Annotated in this window: 19 protein-coding genes; 11 read left to right on the top strand and 8 right to left on the bottom strand. The window is 70.9% G+C overall.

Annotated features, from left to right (window positions below):
* Positions 1–151 precede the first annotated feature (151 nt).
* Positions 152–814: a phosphate signaling complex protein PhoU gene (phoU, locus tag ABIC29_RS04855; protein ID WP_116081089.1), complete on the top strand. Its 663-nt coding sequence runs from the start codon at positions 152–154 to the stop codon at positions 812–814.
* A 144-nt stretch (positions 815–958) separates the two neighbouring features.
* On the opposite strand, the gene ABIC29_RS04850 is transcribed toward phoU, so the two are convergent.
* Complete coding sequence (locus ABIC29_RS04850) at positions 959–1705, bottom strand: phosphoglyceromutase (protein WP_116081088.1); 747 nt, start codon at positions 1703–1705, stop codon at positions 959–961.
* A 101-nt stretch (positions 1706–1806) separates the two neighbouring features.
* Here ABIC29_RS04850 and ABIC29_RS04845 point away from each other — a divergent pair, with 101 nt between their 5' ends.
* Positions 1807–2664 (top strand): class I SAM-dependent methyltransferase, encoded by an 858-nt coding sequence (locus tag ABIC29_RS04845; protein ID WP_116081087.1) that lies wholly within the window; start codon positions 1807–1809, stop codon positions 2662–2664.
* A 9-nt stretch (positions 2665–2673) separates the two neighbouring features.
* Here the strand turns inward: ABIC29_RS04845 and ygfZ are convergent, their stop codons facing one another.
* The 3 genes from ygfZ to ABIC29_RS04830 form a co-directional block, all read right to left on the bottom strand.
* Positions 2674–3834, bottom strand: coding sequence for a CAF17-like 4Fe-4S cluster assembly/insertion protein YgfZ (gene ygfZ, locus ABIC29_RS04840; RefSeq protein WP_116081086.1), 1161 nt, complete (start codon positions 3832–3834; stop codon positions 2674–2676).
* Positions 3834–4442, bottom strand: a complete 609-nt coding sequence (locus ABIC29_RS04835) for a nitrobindin family protein (protein ID WP_116081085.1) — start codon at positions 4440–4442, stop codon at positions 3834–3836. Before ABIC29_RS04835 ends, ygfZ begins: the two co-directional genes overlap by 1 nt.
* Before the next feature lie 204 nt (positions 4443–4646).
* On the bottom strand, positions 4647–4961 hold the full coding sequence (locus ABIC29_RS04830) for a hypothetical protein (protein ID WP_116081084.1): 315 nt from the start codon (positions 4959–4961) through the stop codon (positions 4647–4649).
* Between the two features lie 75 nt (positions 4962–5036).
* On the opposite strand from ABIC29_RS04830, the gene ABIC29_RS04825 reads away from it, so the two are divergent.
* The 7 genes from ABIC29_RS04825 to pstB all read left to right on the top strand — a co-directional run bounded on the left by ABIC29_RS04825 (position 5037) and on the right by pstB (position 13183).
* Positions 5037–5723, top strand: coding sequence for a winged helix-turn-helix domain-containing protein (locus ABIC29_RS04825; protein WP_116081083.1), 687 nt, complete (start codon positions 5037–5039; stop codon positions 5721–5723).
* 45 nt (positions 5724–5768) lie between these two features.
* The gene (locus tag ABIC29_RS04820; RefSeq protein WP_116081082.1) at positions 5769–7949 is read left to right on the top strand and encodes an RNA degradosome polyphosphate kinase; all 2181 of its coding nucleotides are present in this window, start codon (positions 5769–5771) and stop codon (positions 7947–7949) included.
* Complete coding sequence (locus tag ABIC29_RS04815) at positions 7946–8887, top strand: NUDIX hydrolase (RefSeq protein WP_116081081.1); 942 nt, start codon at positions 7946–7948, stop codon at positions 8885–8887. Before ABIC29_RS04820 ends, ABIC29_RS04815 begins: the two co-directional genes overlap by 4 nt.
* A 198-nt stretch (positions 8888–9085) precedes the next feature.
* A complete protein-coding gene (gene pstS, locus ABIC29_RS04810; protein ID WP_116081080.1) occupies positions 9086–10177 on the top strand; it encodes a phosphate ABC transporter substrate-binding protein PstS in 1092 nt (363 codons plus the stop codon).
* A 124-nt stretch (positions 10178–10301) separates the two neighbouring features.
* On the top strand, positions 10302–11246 hold the full coding sequence (pstC, locus tag ABIC29_RS04805) for a phosphate ABC transporter permease subunit PstC (protein ID WP_116081079.1): 945 nt from the start codon (positions 10302–10304) through the stop codon (positions 11244–11246).
* Positions 11246–12346 carry a phosphate ABC transporter permease PstA gene (pstA, locus tag ABIC29_RS04800; protein ID WP_116081078.1) on the top strand — a complete coding sequence of 367 codons (1101 nt, stop codon included), beginning with the start codon at positions 11246–11248 and terminating at the stop codon, positions 12344–12346. The genes pstC and pstA overlap by 1 nt, the downstream gene beginning before the upstream one ends.
* Positions 12347–12403: 57 nt before the next feature.
* Positions 12404–13183 (top strand): phosphate ABC transporter ATP-binding protein PstB, encoded by a 780-nt coding sequence (pstB, locus tag ABIC29_RS04795; protein ID WP_116081077.1) that lies wholly within the window; start codon positions 12404–12406, stop codon positions 13181–13183.
* Positions 13184–13316: 133 nt separating this feature from the next.
* On the opposite strand, the gene ABIC29_RS04790 is transcribed toward pstB, so the two are convergent.
* The 4 genes from ABIC29_RS04790 to ABIC29_RS04775 all read right to left on the bottom strand — a co-directional run bounded on the left by ABIC29_RS04790 (position 13317) and on the right by ABIC29_RS04775 (position 21705).
* Entirely contained in the window at positions 13317–15182 is a 1866-nt protein-coding gene (locus ABIC29_RS04790; RefSeq protein ID WP_354243230.1) for a glycosyl hydrolase family 18 protein, read from the bottom strand.
* 269 nt (positions 15183–15451) lie between these two features.
* On the bottom strand, positions 15452–18040 hold the full coding sequence (locus tag ABIC29_RS04785; RefSeq protein ID WP_354243228.1) for a glycosyl hydrolase family 18 protein: 2589 nt from the start codon (positions 18038–18040) through the stop codon (positions 15452–15454).
* Between the two features lie 103 nt (positions 18041–18143).
* Positions 18144–20657, bottom strand: a complete 2514-nt coding sequence (locus tag ABIC29_RS04780; protein ID WP_354243225.1) for a helix-turn-helix transcriptional regulator — start codon at positions 20655–20657, stop codon at positions 18144–18146.
* 166 nt (positions 20658–20823) lie between these two features.
* The gene (locus tag ABIC29_RS04775; RefSeq protein ID WP_116081074.1) at positions 20824–21705 is read right to left on the bottom strand and encodes an aminodeoxychorismate lyase; all 882 of its coding nucleotides are present in this window, start codon (positions 21703–21705) and stop codon (positions 20824–20826) included.
* Positions 21706–21825: 120 nt separating this feature from the next.
* Here ABIC29_RS04775 and ABIC29_RS04770 point away from each other — a divergent pair, with 120 nt between their 5' ends.
* A complete protein-coding gene (locus tag ABIC29_RS04770) occupies positions 21826–22680 on the top strand; it encodes a MerR family transcriptional regulator (protein ID WP_116081073.1) in 855 nt (284 codons plus the stop codon).
* A 77-nt stretch (positions 22681–22757) separates the two neighbouring features.
* Entirely contained in the window at positions 22758–23741 is a 984-nt protein-coding gene (locus tag ABIC29_RS04765; protein ID WP_354243222.1) for a transglutaminase-like domain-containing protein, read from the top strand.
* The last annotated feature ends 145 nt before the right edge of the window (positions 23742–23886 follow it).

Genomic DNA, 23886 nt, shown 5'->3' with positions numbered 1-23886 from the left:
TCCGGGCGCTCCACGGCGGTAGGTTAACGAGTGTTCAGGTCCACGGCACCCGGAGTTCACCTTCCCCGGCGACGATGTGCAGGTCCGGTGCGACCTCCGGACCGTTCCCGCGTGCGCGCAGCGCGCGCACCCGAAAGAGGATGTTTCGTATATGCGTGAGGTGTTCCAGCAGGAACTTCGAGAAGTCCAGGAGCGACTCGTCGAGATCGCCGAGCTCGTCGCGACGTCGATCGACAAGGCGACGCGAGCGTTCAACGAGTCCGACGTGAGCCTCGCCGAGGAGGTGATCGCCGACGACCACCGCATCGATCAGGCCGCCGTCGAGCTCGACGAGCTCGCCATCACGATCCTCGCCCGTCAGTCGCCGGTCGCCCGCGACCTTCGGACGGTCGTCAGCGCGCTGCGCATCAGCGCCTCCCTCGAGCGCATGGGCGACATGTCGACCCACATCGCGCAGCTCGCGCGCTACCGGTTCCCCGACAAGGTCGTGCCCAAGCGGCTGCGCGGCACGTTCGCCGACATGGGCGCACTCGACGTCGAGATCGCGCAGAAGCTCACCGAGCTGCTGCGCACCGAAGACGTCAAGCTCGCCGAGGAGATCCGCAACGAGGACGACCGGGTCGACGACCTGCACCTGTCGGTCTTCGACACCGTGCTCGGCGAGAAGTGGAAGGGCGAGGCCGCCGACACGGTCGACGCGACCCTCGCGAGCCGCTACCACGAGCGCTTCGCAGACCACGCGGTCTCGATCGCGAAGAAGGTGCAGTACCTCGTGACCGGCGACTGGGACCCCGACATCAGCGCGGGTCTCTGAGCCGAGGCTCGACGAGCCGGCCCGACCCGGGCGAGGGCGCGCCGCGCCGGGCCGCTTGCACGACATGGCGAAGGGCGGGGGATCACTCCCCCGCCCTTCGTCCGTCTCGCGCCCGACCGGTTCAGGACCGGCGGCGCGGTGCGACTACTTCTTGCCCTGCGCGGCGACCGCGGCGGCGCCGGCCGCAGCGGCTTCCGGGTCGAGGTACCGACCGGCCGCGAGCGGCGTGAAGTCGTCGCCGAGCTCGTAGACCAGCGGGATGCCGGTGGGGATGTTCAGCTCGGCGATGTCGTCGTCGCTGATGCCGTCGAGGTGCTTGACGAGCGCGCGCAGCGAGTTGCCGTGCGCCGTGACGAGCACGGTCTTGCCGGCCGCGAGGTCGGGCACGATGCCGTCGTGCCAGTAGGGCAGCATGCGGTCGATGACGTCCTTCAGGCACTCGGTGCGCGGCAGCTCGTCGTCGGAGAGGCCGGCATAGCGGGCGTCGCCGACCTGCGAGTACTCGGCGTCGTCTGCGAGCACGGGCGGCGGCACGTCGAACGAGCGACGCCAGAGCTGGAACTGCTCCGGACCGTACTTCTCGAGCGTCTCGGCCTTGTCGAGGCCCTGCAGGGCGCCGTAGTGACGCTCGTTGAGGCGCCAGGTGCGGCGCACGTCGATCCAGGCGCGGTCGGCCACGTCGAGCGCGATGTTCGCGGTCTGGATGGCGCGGGTGAGCACGGAGGTGTGCAGCACGTCGGGCAGCAGGCCCGACTCGGCGAGGAGCTCGCCCGCGCGGGCGGCCTCGGTGCGGCCGAGTTCGCTGAGCCGGACGTCGACCCAACCGGTGAAGAGGTTCTTCTGATTCCATTCGCTGTTGCCGTGGCGAAGCAGCACGAGGGTGTGAGGCATGCCACCAGCCTAGCCGTGAGGCATCCTCCGTCTTCGACGCCCGACGATCGGCGTCACGTGGGGCGGATGCCGCAGCCGCACGAGGCTGGCAGACTTGACGCATGCCCGCGGATGCCTCGCCCCACCCTCGGCGGCTTCGACCCGGGCAGCGCGTGGGCACCGTCACACGCGGCACCACGAACACCAACCGCCTGCGCCGCGTCGATCGCTGGATCGCGGCGCACCCGGCGCTCCTGCACGCCGTCGACCCGTTCGTCGTGGACCTCGGGTACGGGGCGAGCGGCGTCACGACGCTGGAGCTCGCCTCTCGACTGGTGCACGTGCGCCCGGGCGTCCGCGTGCTCGGCCTCGAGATCGAGCCGGAGCGGGTGCGCGTCGCACGGGAGCAGCTCGCCAAGGTGCGCTCCGGCGAACTGCACTTCCCCGCACGACTCCACGTCGACTTCGCGGTCGGCGGGTTCGAGGTCCCGGTCGCCGACGGCGCCAGGCCCGCGGTGATCCGCGCATTCAACGTGCTGCGGCAGTACGACGAGTCGGAGGTCGCAGCGGCCTGGGCGTTGATGCAGTCGAGGCTCGCGCCCGGGGGCCTGCTCGTCGAGGGAACCTGCGACGAGCTCGGCCGGGTGTCGAGCTGGGTCGGCATCGGGACGTCGGGTCCCCGCACCTTCACCGTGAGCCTGCGCCGCTCGGGGCTCGACCTGCCCTCGGTCGTCGCCGAGCGGCTGCCCAAGGCGCTCATCCACCGCAACGTTCCCGGCGAACGCATCCATGCCCTGCTCGGCGACCTCGACCTGGCGTGGCGCACCCACGCGGCGATGGCCGTCTACGGACCGTCGCAGCGGTGGATCGCGACCGTCGCGTCGCTGCGCCACGAGGGGTGGCCGATCGTCGGCGGCCCGCGCCGGGCCAGGCTCGGCGAGCTGACGGTGCCGTGGTCGGCCGTCGCTCCGCTCGACTGAGGGCGCGGGTCAGGGACGCGCGCCGAGCCGCGGCAGTCGCGGCACGTCGATGGCGGAGGCCGCATCGGCCGGAACGATCTCGACCTGGGCGGCCGCGACATCCGTGCCGTGGCTCTCGACGATGAGCGGGAGCTCGGCCGGCACCTGCCGCTTGATGACGGCGAGGGCGACCGGGCCGAGCTCGTGGTGCATCGCGCTCGAGGTGATGTGCCCGACGACCCGCCGCTCGGGAGCCTCGCCCGGCGCCGGCTCGGGGCGGACCCTCTCGCCGATGACCTCGTCGCCTGGGGCCGGCAGCACGGTGTCGCTGCCGTCGAGGTGCAGCAGCACGAGTCGCCGTGGCGGGCGCCCGAGGTTCAGCACCTTGGCGACGGTCTCCTGGCCCTTGTAGCAGCCCTTGCCGAGGTCGACCGCGCTCTGCAGCCAGTCGAGTTCGTGCGGCAGGCTGCGCTCGTCGACCTCGGTCGCGAGGCGCGGCCGCCACGCGGCGATGCGCAGGGCCTCTGCCGCGAGGGATCCGGCGACCTCGACGCGGCCCGCGCGGACGGCCGCGGCGGCCTCGGCGAGCGCGTCGCGGGCGACGATGCGTTCGATGAAGTGCCAGTCGGATGCCGGGTGCCCCGCGTCGCGCGCATAGCGATGCGTGCCGGGGATGCGCGTCGACCACGGGTCGATCCAGTCGAGGGCGACGCCGGCCGGCGAGGCCGCCGGGACGGCCGCGTCGAGCGCGGAGGCGGCCATCGCTCCGAGCACGCCGAACTCGCCTGAGCGATCGGCGACCTCGACGCGCAGCATGAAGCGCATGCGGTCGAGAAACGACGCCAGCGGTGCGGCATCCGAGCCCTCGACGATGAGCCAGGCGGTCTCGCCGTCGTCGACCGCGTGGACCACGTGCTCGATGCGACCGGAAGCATCGAGGAAGAGCGCCTCGGCGCTGTCGCCGGGACGCAGCCGGGCGAGCGACTGGCTGGCCATGGAGTGCAGCCATGACAGCCGGTCGGGCCCGGTGACCGTGACGATGCCGCGATCGGAGAGGTCGACGATCGCGGTGCCTCGTTCGAGGTGACGCTGCTCGACGATCGGGTTGCCGTAGTGGCCGGGGCCGGCGACGGAGTCGACGCCCTCGGCGGGCACGGCCCCCGGGAGCGAGAGGAAGGGCGACGCGGTCATCAGTCGACCTTCGCGAGGCGGGCCGAGGCGTGGGTGCGGAGGTCCTGGCCGAGAGCGGCGATGTCCCAGGCCCAGAGCAGGTGCCCCTCGACCAGTCCGTAGAGGCGGGTGGCGGCCGCGTAGTCCTTCGCGCCGGCGCCGCGCAGGACCGCGTCGGTCGCGAGGTCGATGCGCGGACCCTTCACCTGCCCGAGGTAGAGCTCGGAGACGCCGCCCGGATGCACGAGCGAGACCTCGAGGCCGAACCCGCCGTCGGCGTTGCGGAGCGTCTCGACGTCGTCGGCGGTGCGGTAGCGGGGCTCACCGACACCGGGCAGCATGGCGGGGCCCGGATCTCCTTCGCCGAGCTCGCGCGCGATGCGCCAGTACCCGGTCTCGGTCGCGAGCGGACGCGGTTCGCCGTCGGGATCGACCGGGAACAACCACGTGTACGACGTGTAGTTCAGGTGCGGGAGGCCGTCGTGGCTGAAGCTGATGCGCTGTCCGAACTCATGCGTGACGCGCTCGTCGCCGACCGCGTAGTCGATCACGCCCGAGCCCTCCCAGACTCCGAGGAGCCACGAGAGCGGGACGAGCTCGGCCGGCAGGTCGACGGGAAGGTCGATCATGCGCCTAGCGCTGCCCCTTGAACAGCTTGTAGACCACGACGCCGCTGATCCATGCGATCGCGAGGCTCGCGAGACCGAGCAGACCGATGAAGAGGAGTTCGAGGGCGAGCAGCTGCGACATGCTCAGAGTCTATCCGCTCGGTGCGACGGTGTCGGCCGCTCGGTGCGACGGTGTCGGCCGCTCGGTGCGACGGTGTCGGCCGCTCAGGCGGACAGAGTCGGCGCCACGACGAGCGCGGCGAGCGCGACGACGAGCGCCGCGCCGCCGACGCTCGCACTCGCCCGCACGACGAAGCCCGGCGGGCGGCGCGTCGCGAGCTGCGCCGCGAGCGCCCCGACCACGCTCGTCGCGAGCACGACGCCGAGCGCGTCGTAGACGCCGAGCGCATCGGCATCGCCGAACCAGGCCCGAGTGCCGCCGTAGGCGAGCGAGATCACGATGACGGAGCCCACGAGCGCGATCGCCCAGACGACGCCGATGGAGAGCCAGCCCCCGTTCGATTCGGTCTCCGCGCGCATGTCATCCTCTTCGTGTCAACGTCGGGCTCGTGCTGTCCCGTAGTATTTGGTGAACCTTACTCCTGGAGTGTGTGCGTGGCGCAGTTGCTGATCCTGTCGCCGGCGGCTAACGAAGAAGTTCTTCCGGCGCTTTCACTTCTGACTCACCGAACGCGGATCATCCCCGCTTCGCCTGAGCAGCTGGTCAGAGCGCCCGAATCGGACCTCGTGTTCCTCGACGCGCGAACGAACCTCGCGGCGGCGAAGGCCCTGTCGCAGATCCTGCGCACCACGGGCCTCTCATCCCCGCTGCTGCTCATCGTCACCGAGGGCGGCCTCACCGCCGTGACGCCCGACTGGGGCGTCGACGACGTCGTGCTCGACCAGGCCGGCCCGGCCGAGGTCGACGCGCGCATCCGGCTCGCGCTCGGACGCGCGGCGGCGACCCAGCCCTCCGAGCGCATCCAGACGTCCGGCGTCGTGATCGACGAGGCCAGCTACTCGGCCAAGGTGCACGGTCGAACGCTCGACCTCACCTACAAGGAGTTCGAGCTCCTGCGATTCCTCGCGGCGCATCCGTCCCGCGTGTTCACACGAGAGCAGCTGCTCAGCGAGGTGTGGGGCTACGACTACTTCGGCGGCACCCGCACGGTCGACGTGCACGTGCGGCGCCTGCGCGCCAAGCTCGGCGACCTCGACAGCCTCATCGGCACGGTCCGCAACGTCGGCTACCGGTTCAACGTGCACGAAGACGACGAAGGCGCCCCCGTCACGACCCGTTGACACGGTGTTCATCGCCCGACGAGCCTCGAATGGCATTATGAGGGGATGACCACGGACAGCGCCCTCGACGAAGACCGCACGTCGAGCGACTTCGACGACGACTTCGAACCGTTCGACATCGAGGGCGCACCCGACCTGCCTGCCGAGCGCTACCTCGATCGCGAACTCAGCTGGCTCGCCTTCAACAAGCGGGTGCTCGAACTCGCCGAGGACCCCACGCTCCCCGTGCTCGAGCGCGCCCACTTCCTCGCGATCTTCGCCTCGAACCTCGACGAGTTCTTCATGGTCCGCGTGGCGGGGCTCAAGCGGCGCATCATCACCGGACTCGCGGTGCCGACGAACGTGGGACGCGCCCCGGTCGACGTGCTGAACGACGTCTCGAAGCAGGCGCACGAGCTGCAGTCCAGGCACGCCGCCGTCTACCAGGACCTCGTCAAGCCGACGCTCGCCGAGGCGGGCATCCACGTGATCACGTGGGACGCGCTCGGCGACGACGCGCGCGACCACCTTCGCGACTACTTCTCGAGCCAGATCTTCCCCGTGCTGATGCCGCTCGCGGTCGACCCGGCGCATCCGTTCCCCTACATCTCCGGGCTCTCGCTGAACCTCTCGGTGCGCGTGCGCAACTCGCGCACGGGCCGGCAGGAGTTCGCCCGCGTCAAGGTGCCGCAGATGCTGCCCCGCTTCGTCCGCGTCGACCCGACCGAGTCGATCGAGAACGCCAGGTACATCACCCTCGAAGACCTCATCGCCAACCACCTCGGCGACCTCTTCCCCGGCATGGAGATCCTCGAGCACCACGTGTTCCGCGTCACGCGCAACGAAGACGTCGAGATCGAGGAGGACGAGACCGAGAACCTCATCAAGGCGCTCGAGAAGGAGCTGCTGCGACGCCGGTTCGGTCCGCCCATCCGCCTCGAGGTCACCGAGGACATGGACGAGGTCACCCTCGGCCTGCTCGTGCGCGAGCTCGACGTGACCGACCAGGAGGTCTTCCGCCTCCCGGCGCCGCTCGACCTCGGCGGGCTCTTCGACCTCTCGCGACTCGACCGCCCCGAACTGCACTACCCGATCCACGTGCCCGTGACGGCCCAGCAGCTGCAGCCCTCCGACACGAACCTCCGCGCCGACATCTTCAAGGCCGTCTCGCGACGCGACGTGCTGCTGCACCACCCGTACGAATCGTTCGCCACGAGCGTGCAGGCGTTCCTCGAGCAGGCCGCCGCCGATCCCGACGTGCTCGCCATCAAGCAGACGCTGTACCGCACGTCGGGCGACAGCCCCATCGTCGAGGCGCTCATCGACGCCGCCGAGTCCGGCAAGCAGGTGCTCGCCCTCGTCGAGATCAAGGCGCGCTTCGACGAGCAGGCGAACATCACCTGGGCGCGCAAGCTCGAGAAGGCCGGCGTGCACGTGGTCTACGGGCTCGTCGGGCTCAAGACCCACTGCAAGCTCGCCCTCGTGATCCGACAGGAGAAGGGCACCCTGCGGCACTACTCCCACATCGGCACGGGAAACTACAACCCCAAGACGAGCCGGGTCTACGAGGACCTCGGCCTGCTCACCGCAGACGACCAGGTCGGCAAGGACCTCACGCGCCTGTTCAACGAGCTGTCGGGGTACGCGATCGAGAAGAAGTTCAAGCGCCTCCTCGTCGCACCGCTGCACCTGCGCAAGGGACTCCTGAAGCAGATCGCGGCGGAGGTCTCCAATGCCAAGGCGGGCAAGCCGGCCGGCATCCGGATCAAGGTCAACTCGATGGTCGACGAAGCCATCATCGACGCGCTCTACCGCGCCTCGAACGCGGGCGTGAAGGTCGAGGTGTGGGTGCGCGGCATCTGCAGCCTGCGCCCCGGCATCCCCGGTCTCAGCGAGAACATCACCGTGCGCTCGATGCTCGGGCGCTACCTCGAGCACTCGCGCATCTTCTCGTTCACGAACGCGGGCGACCCTCAGATCCACATCGGCTCCGCCGACATGATGCACCGCAACCTCGACCGTCGCGTCGAGGCGCTCGTTCGCCTCACCGATCCCAGTCACATCACCGAGGTGAACGGCCTGTTCGACCAGGCGATGAGCGACTCGACGACGTCGTGGCACCTCGACAGCGACGGCACGTGGACCAGGCACGCGGTCGACGAGTCGGGACATCCGCTCGAGGACATGCAGTCGTCCCTCATGGTCGAGATCGGCCAGCGCAGCAGTCGCTCGGGCCAGCGTCGATGAGCGCCGAGACGGCGGTGTACGCCGCCGGCGCCGTGTGCTGGCGCATCATCGACGGCCGCATGCACGTGCTGCTCATCCACCGCACCGTGCACGGCGACGTGACCATCCCGAAGGGCAAGGTCGATCCGGGCGAGACGCTGCCGCAGACGGCGGTGCGCGAGATCCAGGAGGAGACCGGGCTCGCCATCGCGCTCGGGGTGCCGCTCGGCGTCTCGCGCTACGTCATGCCGAGCGGGCGCGAGAAGGTCGTGCACTACTGGGCGGGCGAGGTCGGCGACCACGCGCTGCAGCAGTCGACGTTCAAGCCCAACTCCGAGGTCGCCGCGCTCGAGTGGGTCACCATCAAGCGCGCACGCGGCTACCTGACCTACGCACCGGATGTCGAGATCCTCGAGAACTTCGCCGCGCTCGTCGAACAGGGCGTCACGAGCACGTTCGCGCTGCTGCTGGTCCGCCACGGCAAGGCGCTCGCGCGCAGCGCCTGGAAGGGCGCCGACGCCGCCCGCCCCCTCACGGCGAGGGGCGTGTCGCAGGCCGCGGCGCTGGCCGACACGCTCGCCGCGTGGCGGCCGGAGCGCATCGTCTCGAGTCCCGCGATCCGCTGCATCACGACCGTGCGCCCGCTCTCGGCGGCGACGTCGATCAAGGTCAAGCTGCGGCCCGGCATCAGTGAAGACGCGTGGGCGAGCGGCGACGCCGACATCCGCGGCGTGGTCGGCAAGCGCGTCCGCTCGGGCCGCACGGCCGTGCTGTGCAGCCACGGGCCGGTGCTCCCCGAGATCATCCGCGAGATCTCGCTCGCGACCTCGACCCCGTTGGGCTCCTACGTGACGGACGCCGCCGAGCTCGAGCCCGGCGGATTCAGCGTCGTGCACGTCTCGAAGACGAACTCGGGGTCGGGCGTCATCGCGATCGAGACCCACGCCCCGAAGGTCTGACACACCTTCCCTTCCGAGGCATGAGGCGGGGCCGGCGCATCGAGATCCGCGGAAATCCGCGGGACTTCCGCACCGGACAGCGGTCGTTCACCTTCCGTTCACCGCTGTGGCGCAAGCTCGTAAGGCGGGCTGCATAGCCTCGCAGGCGGGTCGGCACCCGGCCCCAACCTGCACTCAATCCCCGGAAGGGAACCTCACGTGAACCTCAAGCGTTTCGGCGTGCCCGCCGTCGTCGCCATCACGGCTGCGCTCGCGCTCAGCTCCTGTGCCACGAACGAAAGCGGCTCCTCCGCTCCCGAAGAGTCGGCCTCGACGCTCTCGGGCACCATCAACGCAGCCGGCGCGTCGTCGCAGGGCAGCGCCCAGGAGGCCTGGATCGCGGCCTTCCAGACGGCCAACACCGGCGTCACGATCAACTACGACCCGTCGGGCTCCGGCGCCGGTCGCGAGACCTTCATCGCCGGCGGCGTGGACTTCGCGGGCTCCGACTCGTACCTGAAGGACGAGGAGCTCGCGGGCGAGTTCGGCTCCTGCGCCCCCGACACCGCGGCGATCGACCTCCCGGTCTACATCTCCCCGATCGCGCTCATCTTCAACATCGACGGCGTCGACGAGCTGAACCTCGACTCCGCCACGATCGCGAAGATCTTCAAGGGCGAGATCACGACCTGGAACGACCCGGCGATCGTCGCGCTCAACCCCGACGCGACCCTGCCCGCGGCGAACATCACCGCCGTGCACCGCTCCGACGACTCGGGCACCACGAAGAACTTCGCGGACTACCTCTTCCAGACCGCGCCCGACGTGTGGGACGCCGAGCCGGCCGACCCGTTCCCCTACCAGACCGGCGAGGGCGCTCAGGGCACGTCCGGCGTCGTCGACGCCGTCACCAACGGCGTCAACACGATCGGCTACGCCGACGCCTCGCGCGCCGGTGACCTCGGTGTCGCGAACCTCGAGGTCGGCGGCGAGTTCGTCGGCTACACGGCCGAGGCCGCTGCCGCCGTCGTCGCCGAGTCGCCGCTCGTCGAGGGCCGCGAGGCGAACGACCTCGCGATCGCGCTCGACCGCACCACGACCGACCCGACGCACTACCCGCTCGTGCTCGTGAGCTACGCGATCGTCTGCCAGGAGTACGCCGACGCCGCGCAGGGCGAGCTCGTGAAGTCGTACATCAGCTACATCGCCAGCGCCGACGGCCAGTCCGTCGCCGCCGAGCAGGCCGGTTCGGCTCCGCTCTCGTCCGACCTGTCGGACAAGGTCGCGGCAGCGCTCGAGACCGTCAAGTAACACCCGCTGCCCGGCCCGGTCGCCCGCCATTGCGCGCGGTGACCGGGTCGGGCAGGCTTGGCGCACAGGCACTCGCCCGTGCGTCGCATCCGTTCTCCACCGATCCACGCAGGAAGACCCGGCCATGACGTCAGCCCCACCGGCATCCGCGATCACAGCGAAACCCCGACCCGGAGACCGGGTGTTCTCGACCGCCACGGTCGTGGCCGGAACGCTCATCCTCGTCACCCTCGCCGCCGTGGCGATCTTCCTCCTCGCCCAGGCGCTGCCGGCCTTCACCGCGGAGCCCGACGACTTCAAGGGCGACGCCGACAACTTCTGGCAGTACGTCGGGCCGCTCGTCTTCGGCACGCTCTGGGCCGCGGCCCTCGCGCTGATCATGGCGATCCCGATCGCCCTCGGCATCGCGCTGTTCATCTCGCACTACGCCCCGCGCCGCCTCGCGCAGGGCCTCGGCTACGTCATCGACCTGCTCGCCGCAGTGCCCTCGGTGGTCTTCGGCCTCTGGGGCATCTCCGTGCTCGCCCCGGCCGTGCAGCCCTTCTACACCAGCCTCACCGAGTGGTTCGGCTGGTTCCCGCTCTTCGCCGGCCCGGTCTCGGGCACCGGCCGCACGATCCTCACCGTGGCCGTCGTGCTCGCGGTCATGGTGCTGCCCATCATCACCGCGCTCTGCCGCGAGGTCTTCCTGCAGACCCCGGTGCTCCACGAGGAGGCCGCCCTCGCGCTCGGCGCGACCCGCTGGGAGATGATCAAGCTCGCGGTGCTGCCGTTCGGCCGTCCGGGCATCATCTCGGCGTCCATGCTGGGCCTCGGTCGCGCACTCGGCGAGACGATGGTGGTGGCGATGGTGCTCTCGCCGGCGTCGATCATCTCGTTCGCCCTGCTGCAGTCGCAGAACCCGACCACCATCGCCGCGAACATCGCCCTGAACTTCCCCGAGGCGCACGGCATCGGGGTCAACATCCTCATCGCGACGGGCCTGATCCTCTTCGTGATCACCCTCGCCGTCAACATGATCGCCCGGTACATCGTGGACCGGCGCAAGGAATTCTCGGGAGCCAACTGATGAGCGTCGTCACCTCGCCCCCGAAGTCGCCGGTCGGCACGCCGGTCTCCAACTCGCTGACGGCCGGCAAGCTCCCCCGCTACGCGTCGGTCTACGTGCTCGTCGCGTGCATCGCGGTGATGTCGGCGATCTTCGCGATGGTCGCGATCGCGGGCGGCACCGACTTCAACATCGTGGCCGCCGTGTTCCTCGGCGTCGTCGCCTACGTCGTCGTCATCTGGGTGCTCTCCCGCGCCGTCGAAGGTCCCCGCAAGGCGGCCGACCGGTTCGTGACCGCGCTCGTGGCGACCGCGTTCACGATCGCCCTGCTGCCGCTCATCTCGGTCGCGTGGACGACCCTCGTGAACGGCCTGCCCCGCTTCGACATCCAGTTCTTCAGCGAGTCGATGCGCAACGTCGTCGGCCCGGGCGGCGGCGCGCTGCACGCGATCGTCGGCACGCTGCTCGTGACCGGGATGGCCACGCTCATCTCCGTGCCCGTCGGCCTGCTCGCCGCGATCTACCTGGTCGAGTACGGTCGCGGCCGCCTGAAGCACGGCATCACGTTCTTCGTCGACGTCATGACGGGCATCCCGTCGATCGTCGCCGGCCTCTTCGCGTTCGCGCTGTTCGCGCTCATCACCGACGACCCCGGCATCCGCTTCGGGTTCGGCGGCTCGGTCGCCCTCTCGGTGCTCATGATCCCCGTGGTCGTGCGCTCGAGCGAGGAGATGCTGAAGCTCGTGCCGAACGAGCTGCGCGAGGCCTCATACGCCCTCGGCGTGCCCAAGTGGCTCACGATCCTCAAGGTGGTGCTGCCCACGTCGATCGCGGGCATCATCACGGGCATCATGATCTCGATCGCCCGCGTCATCGGCGAGACTGCGCCGCTGCTCATCATCGCGGGCTTCACGACGAGCATGAACTACAACCTGTTCTCCGAGCGGATGATGACCCTCCCCGTGTTCGTCTACACCCAGTACGCCAACCAGGGCGCCGACGCCCAGGCGTACATCGACCGGGCATGGGCCGGCGCGCTCACGCTGATCCTCATCGTCGCCCTGCTCAACGTCATCGCCCGCGTCGTCGCCAAGGTCTTCTCGCCGAAGACCGGCCGCTGACGCCCGGCCCATCCAGACCTGAACCCCTCCCGAGCCCAGAGAGAAGCGAAGCTCCCAGTGTCCAAGCGCATCGAAGTCAACGACCTGAACGTCTACTACAGCAGTTTCCTCGCGGTCGAGGGCGTCTCGCTCGAGATCGAGCCCCGAACGGTGACGGCCTTCATCGGCCCGTCGGGCTGCGGCAAGTCGACGTTCCTCCGCACCCTGAACCGCATGCACGAGGTCATCCCCGGCGCCCGCGTGCAGGGCGAGGTGCTCATCGACGGCAACAACCTCTACGACGCCGCGGTCGACCCGGTGCTCGTGCGGCGCCAGGTGGGCATGGTGTTCCAGCGCCCGAACCCGTTCCCGACGATGTCGATCAAGGAGAACGTCCTCGCCGGCGTGCGGTTGAACAACAAGCGCATCTCGAAGTCCGACGCCGACGAGCTCGTCGAGAAGTCGCTCCGCGGCGCGAACCTCTGGAACGAGGTGAAGGACCGTCTCGACCGCCCGGGTTCGGGCCTCTCGGGCGGCCAGCAGCAGCGTCTCTGCATCGCGCGCACGATCGCCGTCTCGCCCGAGGTCATCCTCATGGACGAGCCGTGCTCGGCGCTCGACCCGATCTCGACCCTCGCCATCGAGGACCTCATCGAGGAGCTCAAGCTGCAGTACACGATCGTGATCGTGACGCACAACATGCAGCAGGCCTCGCGTGTCAGCGACCGCACCGCGTTCTTCAACATCGCCGGCACCGGCAAGCCCGGCAAGCTCATCGAGTACGCCGACACCACGACGATCTTCTCGAACCCGTCGGTGAAGGCCACGGAGGACTACGTCTCCGGCCGCTTCGGTTGAGCGGATGCCGCGCCTGACGCGGCCTCGCCAGGAACGACGGATGCCCCGGAGCGAACTCGCTCCGGGGCATCCGGTCGTTCAGGGGTGCCGGCCTCGAGGCGCGCGTCGCGCTACTCGACCGTCGGACGGGACGTCAGCACGCACCCTGGAGGGCCCACGGGCCCCACTGCTCGGCGCCAGGGGTGTTGTTCTGCGTCCACCACTTGGCCTTGTAGGTCGAGCCGCCGTAGCTCACGACCGCTCCGCTGCTGTAGGCGGTCGACGCGGCCCAGGCCGCTGCCGCGCAGGTGCCGGGGTCGGTCGGGTCGGTGGGCTCGGTCGGATCCGTCGGATCCGTCGGATCCGTCGGATCCGTCGTGCAGGCGGCGACGAGGGCCCAGACGTCGCTGGTTCCCGGGGCGTTGCCCTGCGTCCACCACTTCGCCGAGTACTCGGAGCCGTTGTACGACACCTTCTGGCCGCCCGTGTAGACGGTCGCTGCGTTCCAGGCCGCTGCGTCGCAGTCGCCCGGGTCGGTCGGATCCGTGGGATCGGTCGGATCGGTCGGATCGGTCGGATCCGTCGGGTCGGTGGTGCCGACGGGGTCGGTCGCCGGTCCGGGCTCGGCCGCGCGGAGCTTGTCTGCGAGGGTGCCGATGAGCTCGCCGTTGCGGTCGCCGTCGAGCTCCCACCACATGCCGCCGCCGAGGCCCAGGTCGACGATGTACTGCGCCTTGCGCGTCGTTGACTTGACGCTGTCGTAGCTCCACCACTGGTTGCCGTCGTACCGCCACGCCGCGCCGAGCGCCGCGTCGTAGTACTCGGTGCCGAGGGTCTTCAGCTTGTCGTAGTCCTCGTTGCCCTTCTCCCACGTGCCGGGAGCGGCATCCGTCGACGCGCTCCAGGCGTTGGAGGACTTCACGCCCTGCCAGCCGCGCCCGTACGCGGCGAGGCCGATGCCGAGCTGCTTCGGGTCGATGCCCGTCTTCAGGTACTCCTTGACGGCCTTGTCGACGCTGAACCGCTGCGCCGGAGCCCTGGTGTCAGCGGGGTCGTCGAACAGGTTGGCCTGGTGGCCGGCGAGCGTGGGGTTCCACGCGCCGTGCAGGTCGTAGCCCTGGATGTTGCCGTAGTCGAGGTAGCGGAACTTCTCGGGGTCGTTCCAACCGCCGGACGCGATGTCGGCGGGATTCGCGGGCAGGAACGCGGAGAGCTGGTACGGGTGTCCGTTCTCAGCCGTCAGCGCATCGACCTGGGTGCGGAACTCCTTGAGCAGCAGCGTGAAGTTCGCCTTGTCGTTGACCTCGTCGACGAAGTTGCCGACTTCGCCGTTCTGCGATCCTGGCCACTCCCAGTCGATGTCGATGCCGTCGAAGACGCCCGCGGCCGCACCCGTGCCGCCGCGACCGTCGATCACGGGCAGGTTGCCGCGCAGGTAGAGGTCGACGCAGCTCTTCACGAACTTCTTGCGCGAGGCATCCGTCGCCGCGGCCTTCGAGAAGTTCTTCGACCAGGTCCAACCGCCGAGCGAGATCATGACCTTGAGCTTCGGATGCTTCGCCTTCAGCTGCTTCAGCTGGTTGAACGAGCCCGCGAGCTTCTGGTCCCAGGTGTCGGCGACGCCCGCGACGGAGTTCGCCGCCGTGTAGCCCATGCCGAAGTCGGCCCATGCGTCGCCCGCGCCGTCGGAGCCGTTCGGCCCCGTGCCCTGCGCCTTGTTCGCGATGAAGCACTCGAGGGTCTGGTGGTTGATGTTGCCGAACGAGTAGTTGATGTGGGTGAGGTCGGCAGCGGTGCCCGAGGTCTCGAGCTGCTTCGCCTGGAAGGCGCGGCCGTAGACGCCCCACTGGGCGAAGTAGCCGACGTTGCGGTAGCCGTTGACCGCGCTCGGCGCCGTCTCGGGGGCGGCGACGGCCGGCGCCGCAGCACCGACCGCGGCGAGACCGGCGACGAGTGCGCCGGTGGCGAGGGCGGCGAGCGCGGTGCGCATGCCCCGTCGCGTGCTTCTCTGTCTCTGCATGGTGTCCTTCGTCGAGGGAGGATCGGGCGCGGTCGCGCCCCTCGAGGTCACGGTACGAGCGGATGCCGCGGCGCGGCGTCCGCACGATCCACATCTTCGCCACGACGACTCGGAGCCGAGTACGTAGGGCTACGTACTCGGCTCCGGTGAGGTGGCGGCCACGGCGTCGACGTGCCGTGTCGGGCCGCCGCCGGCGCGAGCGGGGGCGATGGACGCGCCCCCGCCCGCGGCATCCGGACGACGACGAGGAGGGCGTCGCCCGGATGCGATCAGCAGGCCGTCGCAGTGCCCCACACGTCGTTGGTGCCCGGCGTGTTGCCCTGGGTCCACCACTTGGCCGTGTACTCGAAGCCGCCGTACGACACCTGCTGGCCGCCCGTGTAGATCGCCGAGGCGCTCCACGCTGCGGCGTCGCAGGTGCCCGTTCCGCCGCCGCCTCCCGTTCCGCCGCCCGAGCCGGGGCCGGGTTCGACGACCGTGACGCCGCGAGGCAGGTCATAGAGGGCCGCGAACGTCTCGGTGCCGATCTTCACGCGCAGGTTCGAGATCTGCGTCATCGGAAGGCGCCAGGAGAACTTCGTCGAGACGCTGCCGCCCGCGGGAATGCCGCCGGCGGGGACCTTGACCGAGTACGTGTGGAAGTCGCCCTTCAGTCCTCCGACGTTCGAACCGGTGTGGTCGCTCGACACCTTGGTGATGCCCCAGCCGCCCTGCTCCCCCAACGCGCCGGTGTCGCTCGTCGCGGTGTCGAACGTGATCGTCGCACCCGCCGGGATGGCAGTCTTCGACCTGTTCGTGAAGGTCGCCTTCGGGTTGATCGGGTAGTTGTTGTCGCCGAGCGCGAACTCGCCGAACGACACCTGCAGGTCGATCGCCTTCGTCGGCATCGCGACGTTGGCTTTCGTCGCGTCGTACGGCGTCGACGTCGCGAAGCGGTCGTGCAGCAGCGACACGAGGGTCGATCCCATCTCGTACTGCCCCTTCTGGGCGTTGTACTCGTAGTCGCCTGCGAGCTCCCAGATCATGGCGCCGCCGATGCCGTTGTCGGCGATGTAGTCGGCCTTCGCCGCGATCGCCTGGTTCGAGTCGCCCGACAGGAACGTCTTCGTGGTCGCGTTCCACCACCACTCGGTCTTCGTCACCGAGTCGAAGTGGTGCGTGTACGTTCCGGTGAGCGTCGCCGGCGCACCGTAGGCGGACGTGTAGTCGCCGACGACGCCCTTCTGCAGGTTCAGCACGTGCCAGATCGGGTTCGCTCCGGCGCCGACCTCGTCGCCGGTCTTGTCGAGGTCGTGCCACAGGTTGTTGATGCCGATCGCCCCGTTGCCGCACTTGGAGGTGCCGCCGTTCGAAGGTCCGGTGCCCGCGGGGCACTTCGTCTGGTCGGCGAGCGGCGCAGAGCCGGAGAGGCCGTTCGTTCCGCCCTGGACGCCGTCCCAGCCGCGCGTGTAGAACGGCAGGCCCACGTTGATGCGGCCGGCCGGCATCGCGCCGCGGAAGTAGTGGTACGCCCAGTCGGTGTTGAGGTATCCGATGTTCGCATAGGCGTTGTACACGCCGCCGGCGGCGAGCTCGGGGTCCTTGCCGTCATCGAAGAGCGGGCCGTTGCCGCCGACGTAGTCGTTCCACGAGCCGTGCAGGTCGTAGCTCATGATGTTGACGTAGTCGAGGTACGGGGTCACCTGGTAGACCTCGGCGCCGCGCAGCAGCCAGCCGGATGCCGGCGCCGCGACCGTGAGCAGGTAGTGCGTGCCGTCGGCGGCGCCCGCGCGGTCGAGCTTCTCGCGCAGCGTCTTCATGAGCGACTCGTAGCCGGCCCAGAGCTTGGCACGGCGCGGCTCGGAGAACGAGAAGTCGTCGGGGCTGCCGGCCTTGCCGTTGCTGTTCGCGTACTCGTAGTCGATGTCGACGCCGTCGAAGCCGTAGGTGCGGATGAACTGCACGGCCGAGTCGGCGAAGGTGTCGATCTTGGCCTGCGAGTCGGTCATGGCGTAGAAGCCGCCATCGGCGACACGGTTGCCGGCTGCATCGAAGTGGCCTCCGGTCTCGGCCCAGCCGCCGACGGAGACGAGCGCCTTCACGCCCGGGTTCGCCTTCTTGTACTTCGTGAGGAGGTTGAAGTGCCCCGTGTACGGCAGCGTCGGGTCCATCTCGGCGCCTGCGACGCCGGGCCAGGTGAGGTCCGTCGAGGCGTTGCCGGCGACGGTCTGGTTCACCGAGACCTTGCCCTGCCCGTCGATGTGGGCGAAGGCGTAGTTGATGTGGCTGAGCTTGGTCCACGGGATGTCGCTCGCGAGGTAGCTGGGGGCGCCGTTCGCCCCCGTGCGCCAGCTCGTGAAGTAGCCGATGACGCGGTTCTTCAACCCGTTCGGCAGCTTCTCACGGCCCTGCTCGTCGTAGATGGTGCAGTACGGCACGTCGACGCCGGGGGTCTGGTACAGGCCGTCGGGGCGGCACTTCTCGTCGCGGTTCGAGGTCCACGGGGTGCCGGGCTCGGGGGTCGGGGTGGGCGTCGGGGTGGGCGTGGGGGTCGGCGTCGGGGTCGGCGTCGGGGTCGGCGTCGGCGTCGGGGTGGGGGTCGGCGTCGGCGTCGGGGTCGTGCCGCACGCGCCGTTGCTCGCCCACGGGCCCCACTGCTCGGTGCCCGGCACGTTGTTCTCGGTCCACCACTTCGAGGTGTAGTTGGTGCCCTGGTACGACGCCGTGGCGCCGCCGGCGTAGGCGGTCGTCGCGTTCCACGCCGGGGCGCAGGGCTCTGCGGCATTGGCGATCGTGGCGGGGATCAACGCCGCCAGCAGCAGACCGACCCCGGCGATCGCGGTCGCGAGCCGCGTGCGCGTGAGAGTGGGAGTTCGCATGTCGTTCCTGTCTGAGTCGAGAGGTCTCCCGCACGGACGCGGGCAGCCCGACGCTACGACGCCGATCGCCGCGGCGAATCAGCACATCCACGCATACGCAGGACTACGTACGCGATGGCGACAGCCGACTGCGCATGCGGTGCGCGAGCACTGCGAGCTCGACCCGCGAGTGCACCGCCAGCTTGGTGAAGACCCGCCCGACGTGCACCTCGACGGTGCGCACCGACACGAAGAGCTGCGAGGCCGCCTCGCGGTTCGAGCAGCCCTCGACGACGAGCATCGCGACCTCGAGCTCGCGCTCGGTGAGCACCTCGGCCCACGCGCTGCGGCACTCGCCGAGCACGTCGTCGGTCGAGGGGTCGTCGGATGCCGCCGCGGCGCGGTGCAGCGACGATCGCTCATTCGGCGGGGTGGGCGCCGACCCGGCGGCCGGCACCGACCTCGCCGGCACGACCGTGCTCCCTGCGGCCCCGACTGCGGCCGGCCCTGGGAGCGCCGCGCCGACGTGGAGCGTCGCATCGGCGTCGAGCCGCGCACCGGCGGAGGCCGCGACCCCCCGATGCGTCGCGATCTGCGACACCCGCTCGGCCGCGACCGCGCGCAGCCACCCCACGGCGCCGCAATCGGCGAACAGGTGCTCGGCGGCGACGAGGTGCCGACCGGCCGGATCGGCGACCCCGAACGCCGCGCAGGTGCGCGCGAGCATGAGCTCGGTTCGAGCGCGTTCATAGGGTGATCGGATCGAGCGGGCGCGATCGGCGACCGCGGCGTATTCGGCATCGAAACCACGGCGGTCGATACCGCGCATCCGGTGCCGGAGCTCGCTCGCGAGGCGCACGTCGGGCGGGCGCCGCGCGATGCCGACCGAGCCGGCGTCGCGCGTCGACGGCGCCGCGTTCTCGGCCGCGGCGTCGAGCCCGGGGATGTGCAGCCCGCAGCCGAACCCGCTCCGCGCCCGCTCATCGGCGAGCGCGACGAGCGTCTCGGCCTCGGCGCGACGGCCGTGCAGGTGCGCCTCGACCGCACGGTCGACGAGGTCTTCGCGGCGGACCCCGGAGGCGGACGGCGGAAGGCTCGCCTCGACGGCGCGCGCCCACGGCCCGATCTCCCCGGCCTCGATGAGTTCGAGCCGGCGCGCGAGCGCAGCGCCGAGGCCGCCGAAGGTCAGCGCGATCGGCAGGTCGCAGGCGGCCTGCCGCAGGCCGTTCGCCGCTCGCTGCACCTCGCCGGCCCAGAGGTCGAGCAGCGCGATCGCCACGGCTCGCTCGGCGCGCAGCAACGGGGACCGTTCGAAGCTCCCGGGCCCGGGATGCGCGTCGCGAGCGACCTCCCGGCGCGCCCCGAGCCAGCGCATCGCCGCCGCCGGCTCGCCGGCGAGTCCGAGCTCCAGGGCGGCCGCGATGGCGTGGAGCCCCCCGAGCGCGGGTGCGATCGCCGCGGGTGCGACGGCTCCCGGTGCCTCGGCTCCGGATGGCTCGCCTCCGGATGCCGGCGCCGCGAGCGCGTCCCCGGCGAAGAGCGTGCACCACGCCCGCCCGACGACCAGTTCGTCGGAGCCGACCCCGTGCCGCTCGACGAGCGCACGCGCCTGGTCGAGCCTCCGGGACGCACGCTGCGCCGCACCGCGTTCGGCGAGCAGGCCCGCCGCGACCACGGTCGCGCGCACGAGCGCCGGCAGGTGCCGTGGAGGCTCGGTCGCACCCGACCCGTCGACGACGTCTGCGCGGTCGAGCTGCGCGTCGAGCTCGGGTTCGGCCACGTCGCCGCCGAGGAGGGCCGCGGCCACCAGGTAGTCGGCGAGCGCGTTCGCCCGGCTCTCGTCGTCACCGAGGCTCAGCACGGCGCCGAGCCACCGCTCCGCGTCCTCGACGAATCCGCCGTGCAGCGCGGCGGCTCCCGCGACCCTGCGCGCGAGCACGGCTTGGGCGCCCGACGCGTGGCTCTCGGCCTCGCGTGCGATGGCGTGCGCGCGCTCGGCCTCGCCCGAGGCATCCGCTCGCCCGGCGATCCGGAGCAGTGGGGCGACGAGATCGGGACAGCCCTCGAGCGTGGCGAGGGAACGATGCCAGACGGCCTGGTCGTCGACGGCGAGACGGCCGTAGGCGTCGGCGAGCGACGCGTGCGCGGCCGTGCGTTCGGCGAGCGACGCCTCGGCGTGCGCCCAAACCCGCATGCGCGGATCGGCGAACGCGAAATGGCCGGCGACGAGCAGCAGGTGGCGGCTCAGCGATCCGTCGACGAGTTCGGACATCGAGCGGCCGCTCGCGGCGAGCAGCACGTCGATGCGGTCGTCGGTGCAGACGGAGGCGACGACCAGCACCTGCCGTTCCCACGGTGCGAGGCCGGCGGCGTGCGGTTCGATCGCGGTCGAGATGGCGGGCACGAGCGGAAGCGGGTCGGGCAGCACCGCGAGGCCGAGTCGCTGGGCCGCCCGCAGCAGGGTCGTGACCTCGATGATCGCGTCGGCATCGCCGCCGAGTCCGAGGCCGAGTCGCGAGGCGACGTGCGGCGCGACGACGAGCTGGTGCCGGGCGAGCAGTTCGATGATGGCGCTCGAGCTCTCGAACGCCTCGACGTTCGAGCGGCGGCGTGGCTCCGTACGTGAAGTCTCGTCCATGGGTTGCATCGGCCCTCCGCTCGCTCACGTCACTGATCGCGTGCGGTTATGTTAGCAACGTTTACAAACGCCCGTCGAGAGGGAATTCACCGGAACGCAATTCCCCGTTCAGGGGACGCCGCAGGATGCCCGAGCCGCGTCGCGGGCCTGCAACCGCTCTCTCGGCTCAGTCGCGCGGTTCGAGCAGGTAGGCGTTGAACGCCCGCGTCGTCTCGAGGTCGTACGGGAACCCGGCACCGTCGAGTTCGGTCACGGCGGCCGCGAGGCGAACGCTCGACACGAGCCAGAGCGCATCCGCGGTGCCGAGCTCGTCGGCGAGGATGTCGCGGTACTCGGTCCGCCGACCGGTCTCGGCGAGGTGGTCGAAGAGGCTCATCTGGGTGGTGCCGTGCAGGATCGCGCCCGATGGCGCGGGCGTCGAGTAGACCTCGCCGTGCCGGAGGATCACGCTCGACGTCGGCCCCTCCATGACGAAGCCGTCGGACGAGATGAAGATCGTGTCGTCTGCGCCGCGGCGGTGCGCCTCGCGGAGGGCTGCCATGTTCGTCGCGTAGCTCAGAGTCTTCGCGCCGAGCAGCAGCCAGGGGGCCTTGGCCGCGGCGTCGTGCGCGTAGCCGCGGTCGAGCGTGACGACGCTGATGCCCTGCTCGCGCTGGCGGCTGAAGTCGGCGGCGGGCGCCGCGTGCAGCCAGGCGGTCGGCGCCGGGCCGTGCTCGACCCCGCGGCTCAACACGAGCTTCAGTGCGAACTCGCCCGTGGCGGGCAGCAGCTCGACGGCACGGGCGATGGCCGCGCGCCACTGCGCGAGGTTCGGCTCGGGCAGCTCGCAGATCACCGCGGAGTTCCGCAGGCGATCGAGGTGCGGACCCGTCTCCTGCGCGTGCCCGTTCGACACCGAGATCGTCTCGAAGACGCCGTCGCCGCGCTGCGTCGAGAGTTCGCCGACGCGGAGCGCGGGGGCATCCGCCGGCACCTCGCGAAAGGTCGATGCGAGGTCGTCGACACGGGCATCCGCGGGCAGCGGCTCGAGCAGCAGGGTCACGGTCATCCCTCGATGCTACGCGGATGCCGCGGGCCGGCCGGCACGCGTCGGCGCACCTGACCGGGTGCTCACCCTCCGGCCTTCCGATGCCTCGCCTCCCCCGGCCTCGCACGCTAGCGTCGACCCATGCGCGAACTCGGCACGGGCGGGATGAGCCGAGCCTCCGGTCTCTCGTTGAAGGCGCTGCGCGTGTACGAGGCGAGCGGGCTGCTCGTGCCGGCATCCGTGGATCCGGCGACCGGCTACCGCCGCTACGGCGAGGCCGAACTCGCGCGGGCACGGTCGATCCAGGCGCTGCGCCGCATCGGCGTGCCCCTGGCCCGGGTGCATGAGCTGCTCGACGCCCCGCCCGACCGCCTGCGCGGCGACCTCGCGTCGTGGTGGTCGGCCGAGCGCGCCGCCTTCGCCGAGCGCAGCCAGGTGGTGGACGTCGTGGCCGACGACGCGTCGAGGGCCCACCTCGACCCGACCGCGGCGAGCGCGGACGCGGCCCGCGTCCGGGTCGTGCACCGCGACGAGCAGAAGGTGGCGTCGATCACCCGCCTGGTCGAGCAGGCCGACCTCGTGCCGACGAGCATCGCCGACGTCATCGCACTGCGACGACACCTCGCCGAGCAGGGCGCACGGCCCGTGGACGCGCACCACCTCGTGTTCCACGAGCCCGTGGGCTTCGGCCTGCCCGGGCGCATCGAGTCCGCGGTGCCGTACGCGGGTTCGTGCGACCCGGTCGGCGAGATCGTGCTGCGCGCGGAACCCGCGACGAGCCTCGTGGCGATCGAGGTCACCGCGGCCGAGCTCGTGTACCCGTCGCTGCTGCGGTTCTACGACGCCCTCGGCCGAGCGGCCGAGCAGCACGGCGGCGCGGCCGGCGCTCCGCGCGAGCTGTACGAACGACCGTGGTCCACCGTGCCGGGGGACCTCGTGGCGACGATCGCGACGCCGATCGGGACGCCCGCCTCGACGCCGACCGCCGCCACCTGAGCCGTCGGCCCTCGCCGACGCGCGACATCCGGAACGGCACTTGACTCCGCCCCAGGGGCGGGCCGCACGCTCGTGGCATGACCGACCACCTCACTCGCACCGACCCCGCCGCGGACGCGCGGCTCGACCGATACCGCGAGCACTCCCCCTTCACCGACCCGGGCGCCCACGCCGACCTGCTGCGCGGCTCCGGCACCGACTTCGGCGCGCTGCACCGCACCGTCGAGAACGTCATCGACCACTACCGGGCCACGCCGGGCGGTGTCGGCCCCGAGCAGCTGGCCGACATCGACCGGCGTTGGATCGCCTCGCAGCTGGGTGCACTGGCCGACCGTCAGCCCGGCGCGCTCGAGCGCCCGCGGCCGGCCGCCTGCCGCCTCGGCGGATGCTGCCGCGACCACTCGCTGCTCGCCGTCGCGATCCTGCGCGAGCACGGCGTGCCGGCGCGCACCCGGCTCGGCTTCGCCGGGTACTTCGCGCCCGGGTACTTCAGTGACCACGTCGTCGCCGAGCGATGGGATGCCGCGAGCGGGCGTTGGCGACGCTTCGATCCCGAGCTCGACCAGGCGGCCTACGACTTCGCGGTCGACGACCTCCCGCGCGGGGAGGCCGCGGGCTTCCGCACGGCCGCCGAGGCATGGCGCGCGTACCGGGCCGGCACGACCGACCTCGCCGACCACGGTGTCGGGCCGGACACCCCGTATTCGGGCCCATCCTTCGTGCACCGCTACGTGATCGCGGACCTCGCCCATCGGCAGCGCTGCGAGCTGCTGCTCTGGGACGGCTGGGGCGCCATGGCGTTCCCCGGCGACGAGCTCGATGCGGAGCAGGTCGTGCTCACCGACCTGCTCGCCGAACTCACCGGCCGGGCGGATGCCGGTGACGATGCCGCCGAGGCCCGGCTCGACGAGCTCTGGGCGAACGATCCGCGCGTGCACCCGGGCCGCTTCGTCGCGACCCACTCCCCCGTGGGCCGCGTGGGCCGCACCGATCTGGAGGGCCGGGTCACGGAGTGGAGCGAGGTCGCCGGCGAGCGGCTCGCGACCGCGGCGAACGGCTGAGGCCGAGGACGCACGACCTCGGGGCTCGGCCCTTCGGAACCGCCGGAGGGCATGAAGAGGCCGGCCGCAGGAACGCCTCTCGGCGCGAGGCCGCTCGGAGCGGCGAATATTGGAGCCCGGGGTTACTGCGGCCGGCCACGTCAAG

Source organism: Agromyces sp. PvR057, assembly GCF_040547485.1.
Lineage (GTDB): Bacteria > Actinomycetota > Actinomycetes > Actinomycetales > Microbacteriaceae > Agromyces.
This window is presented reverse-complemented; position numbering and strand designations above follow the sequence as displayed.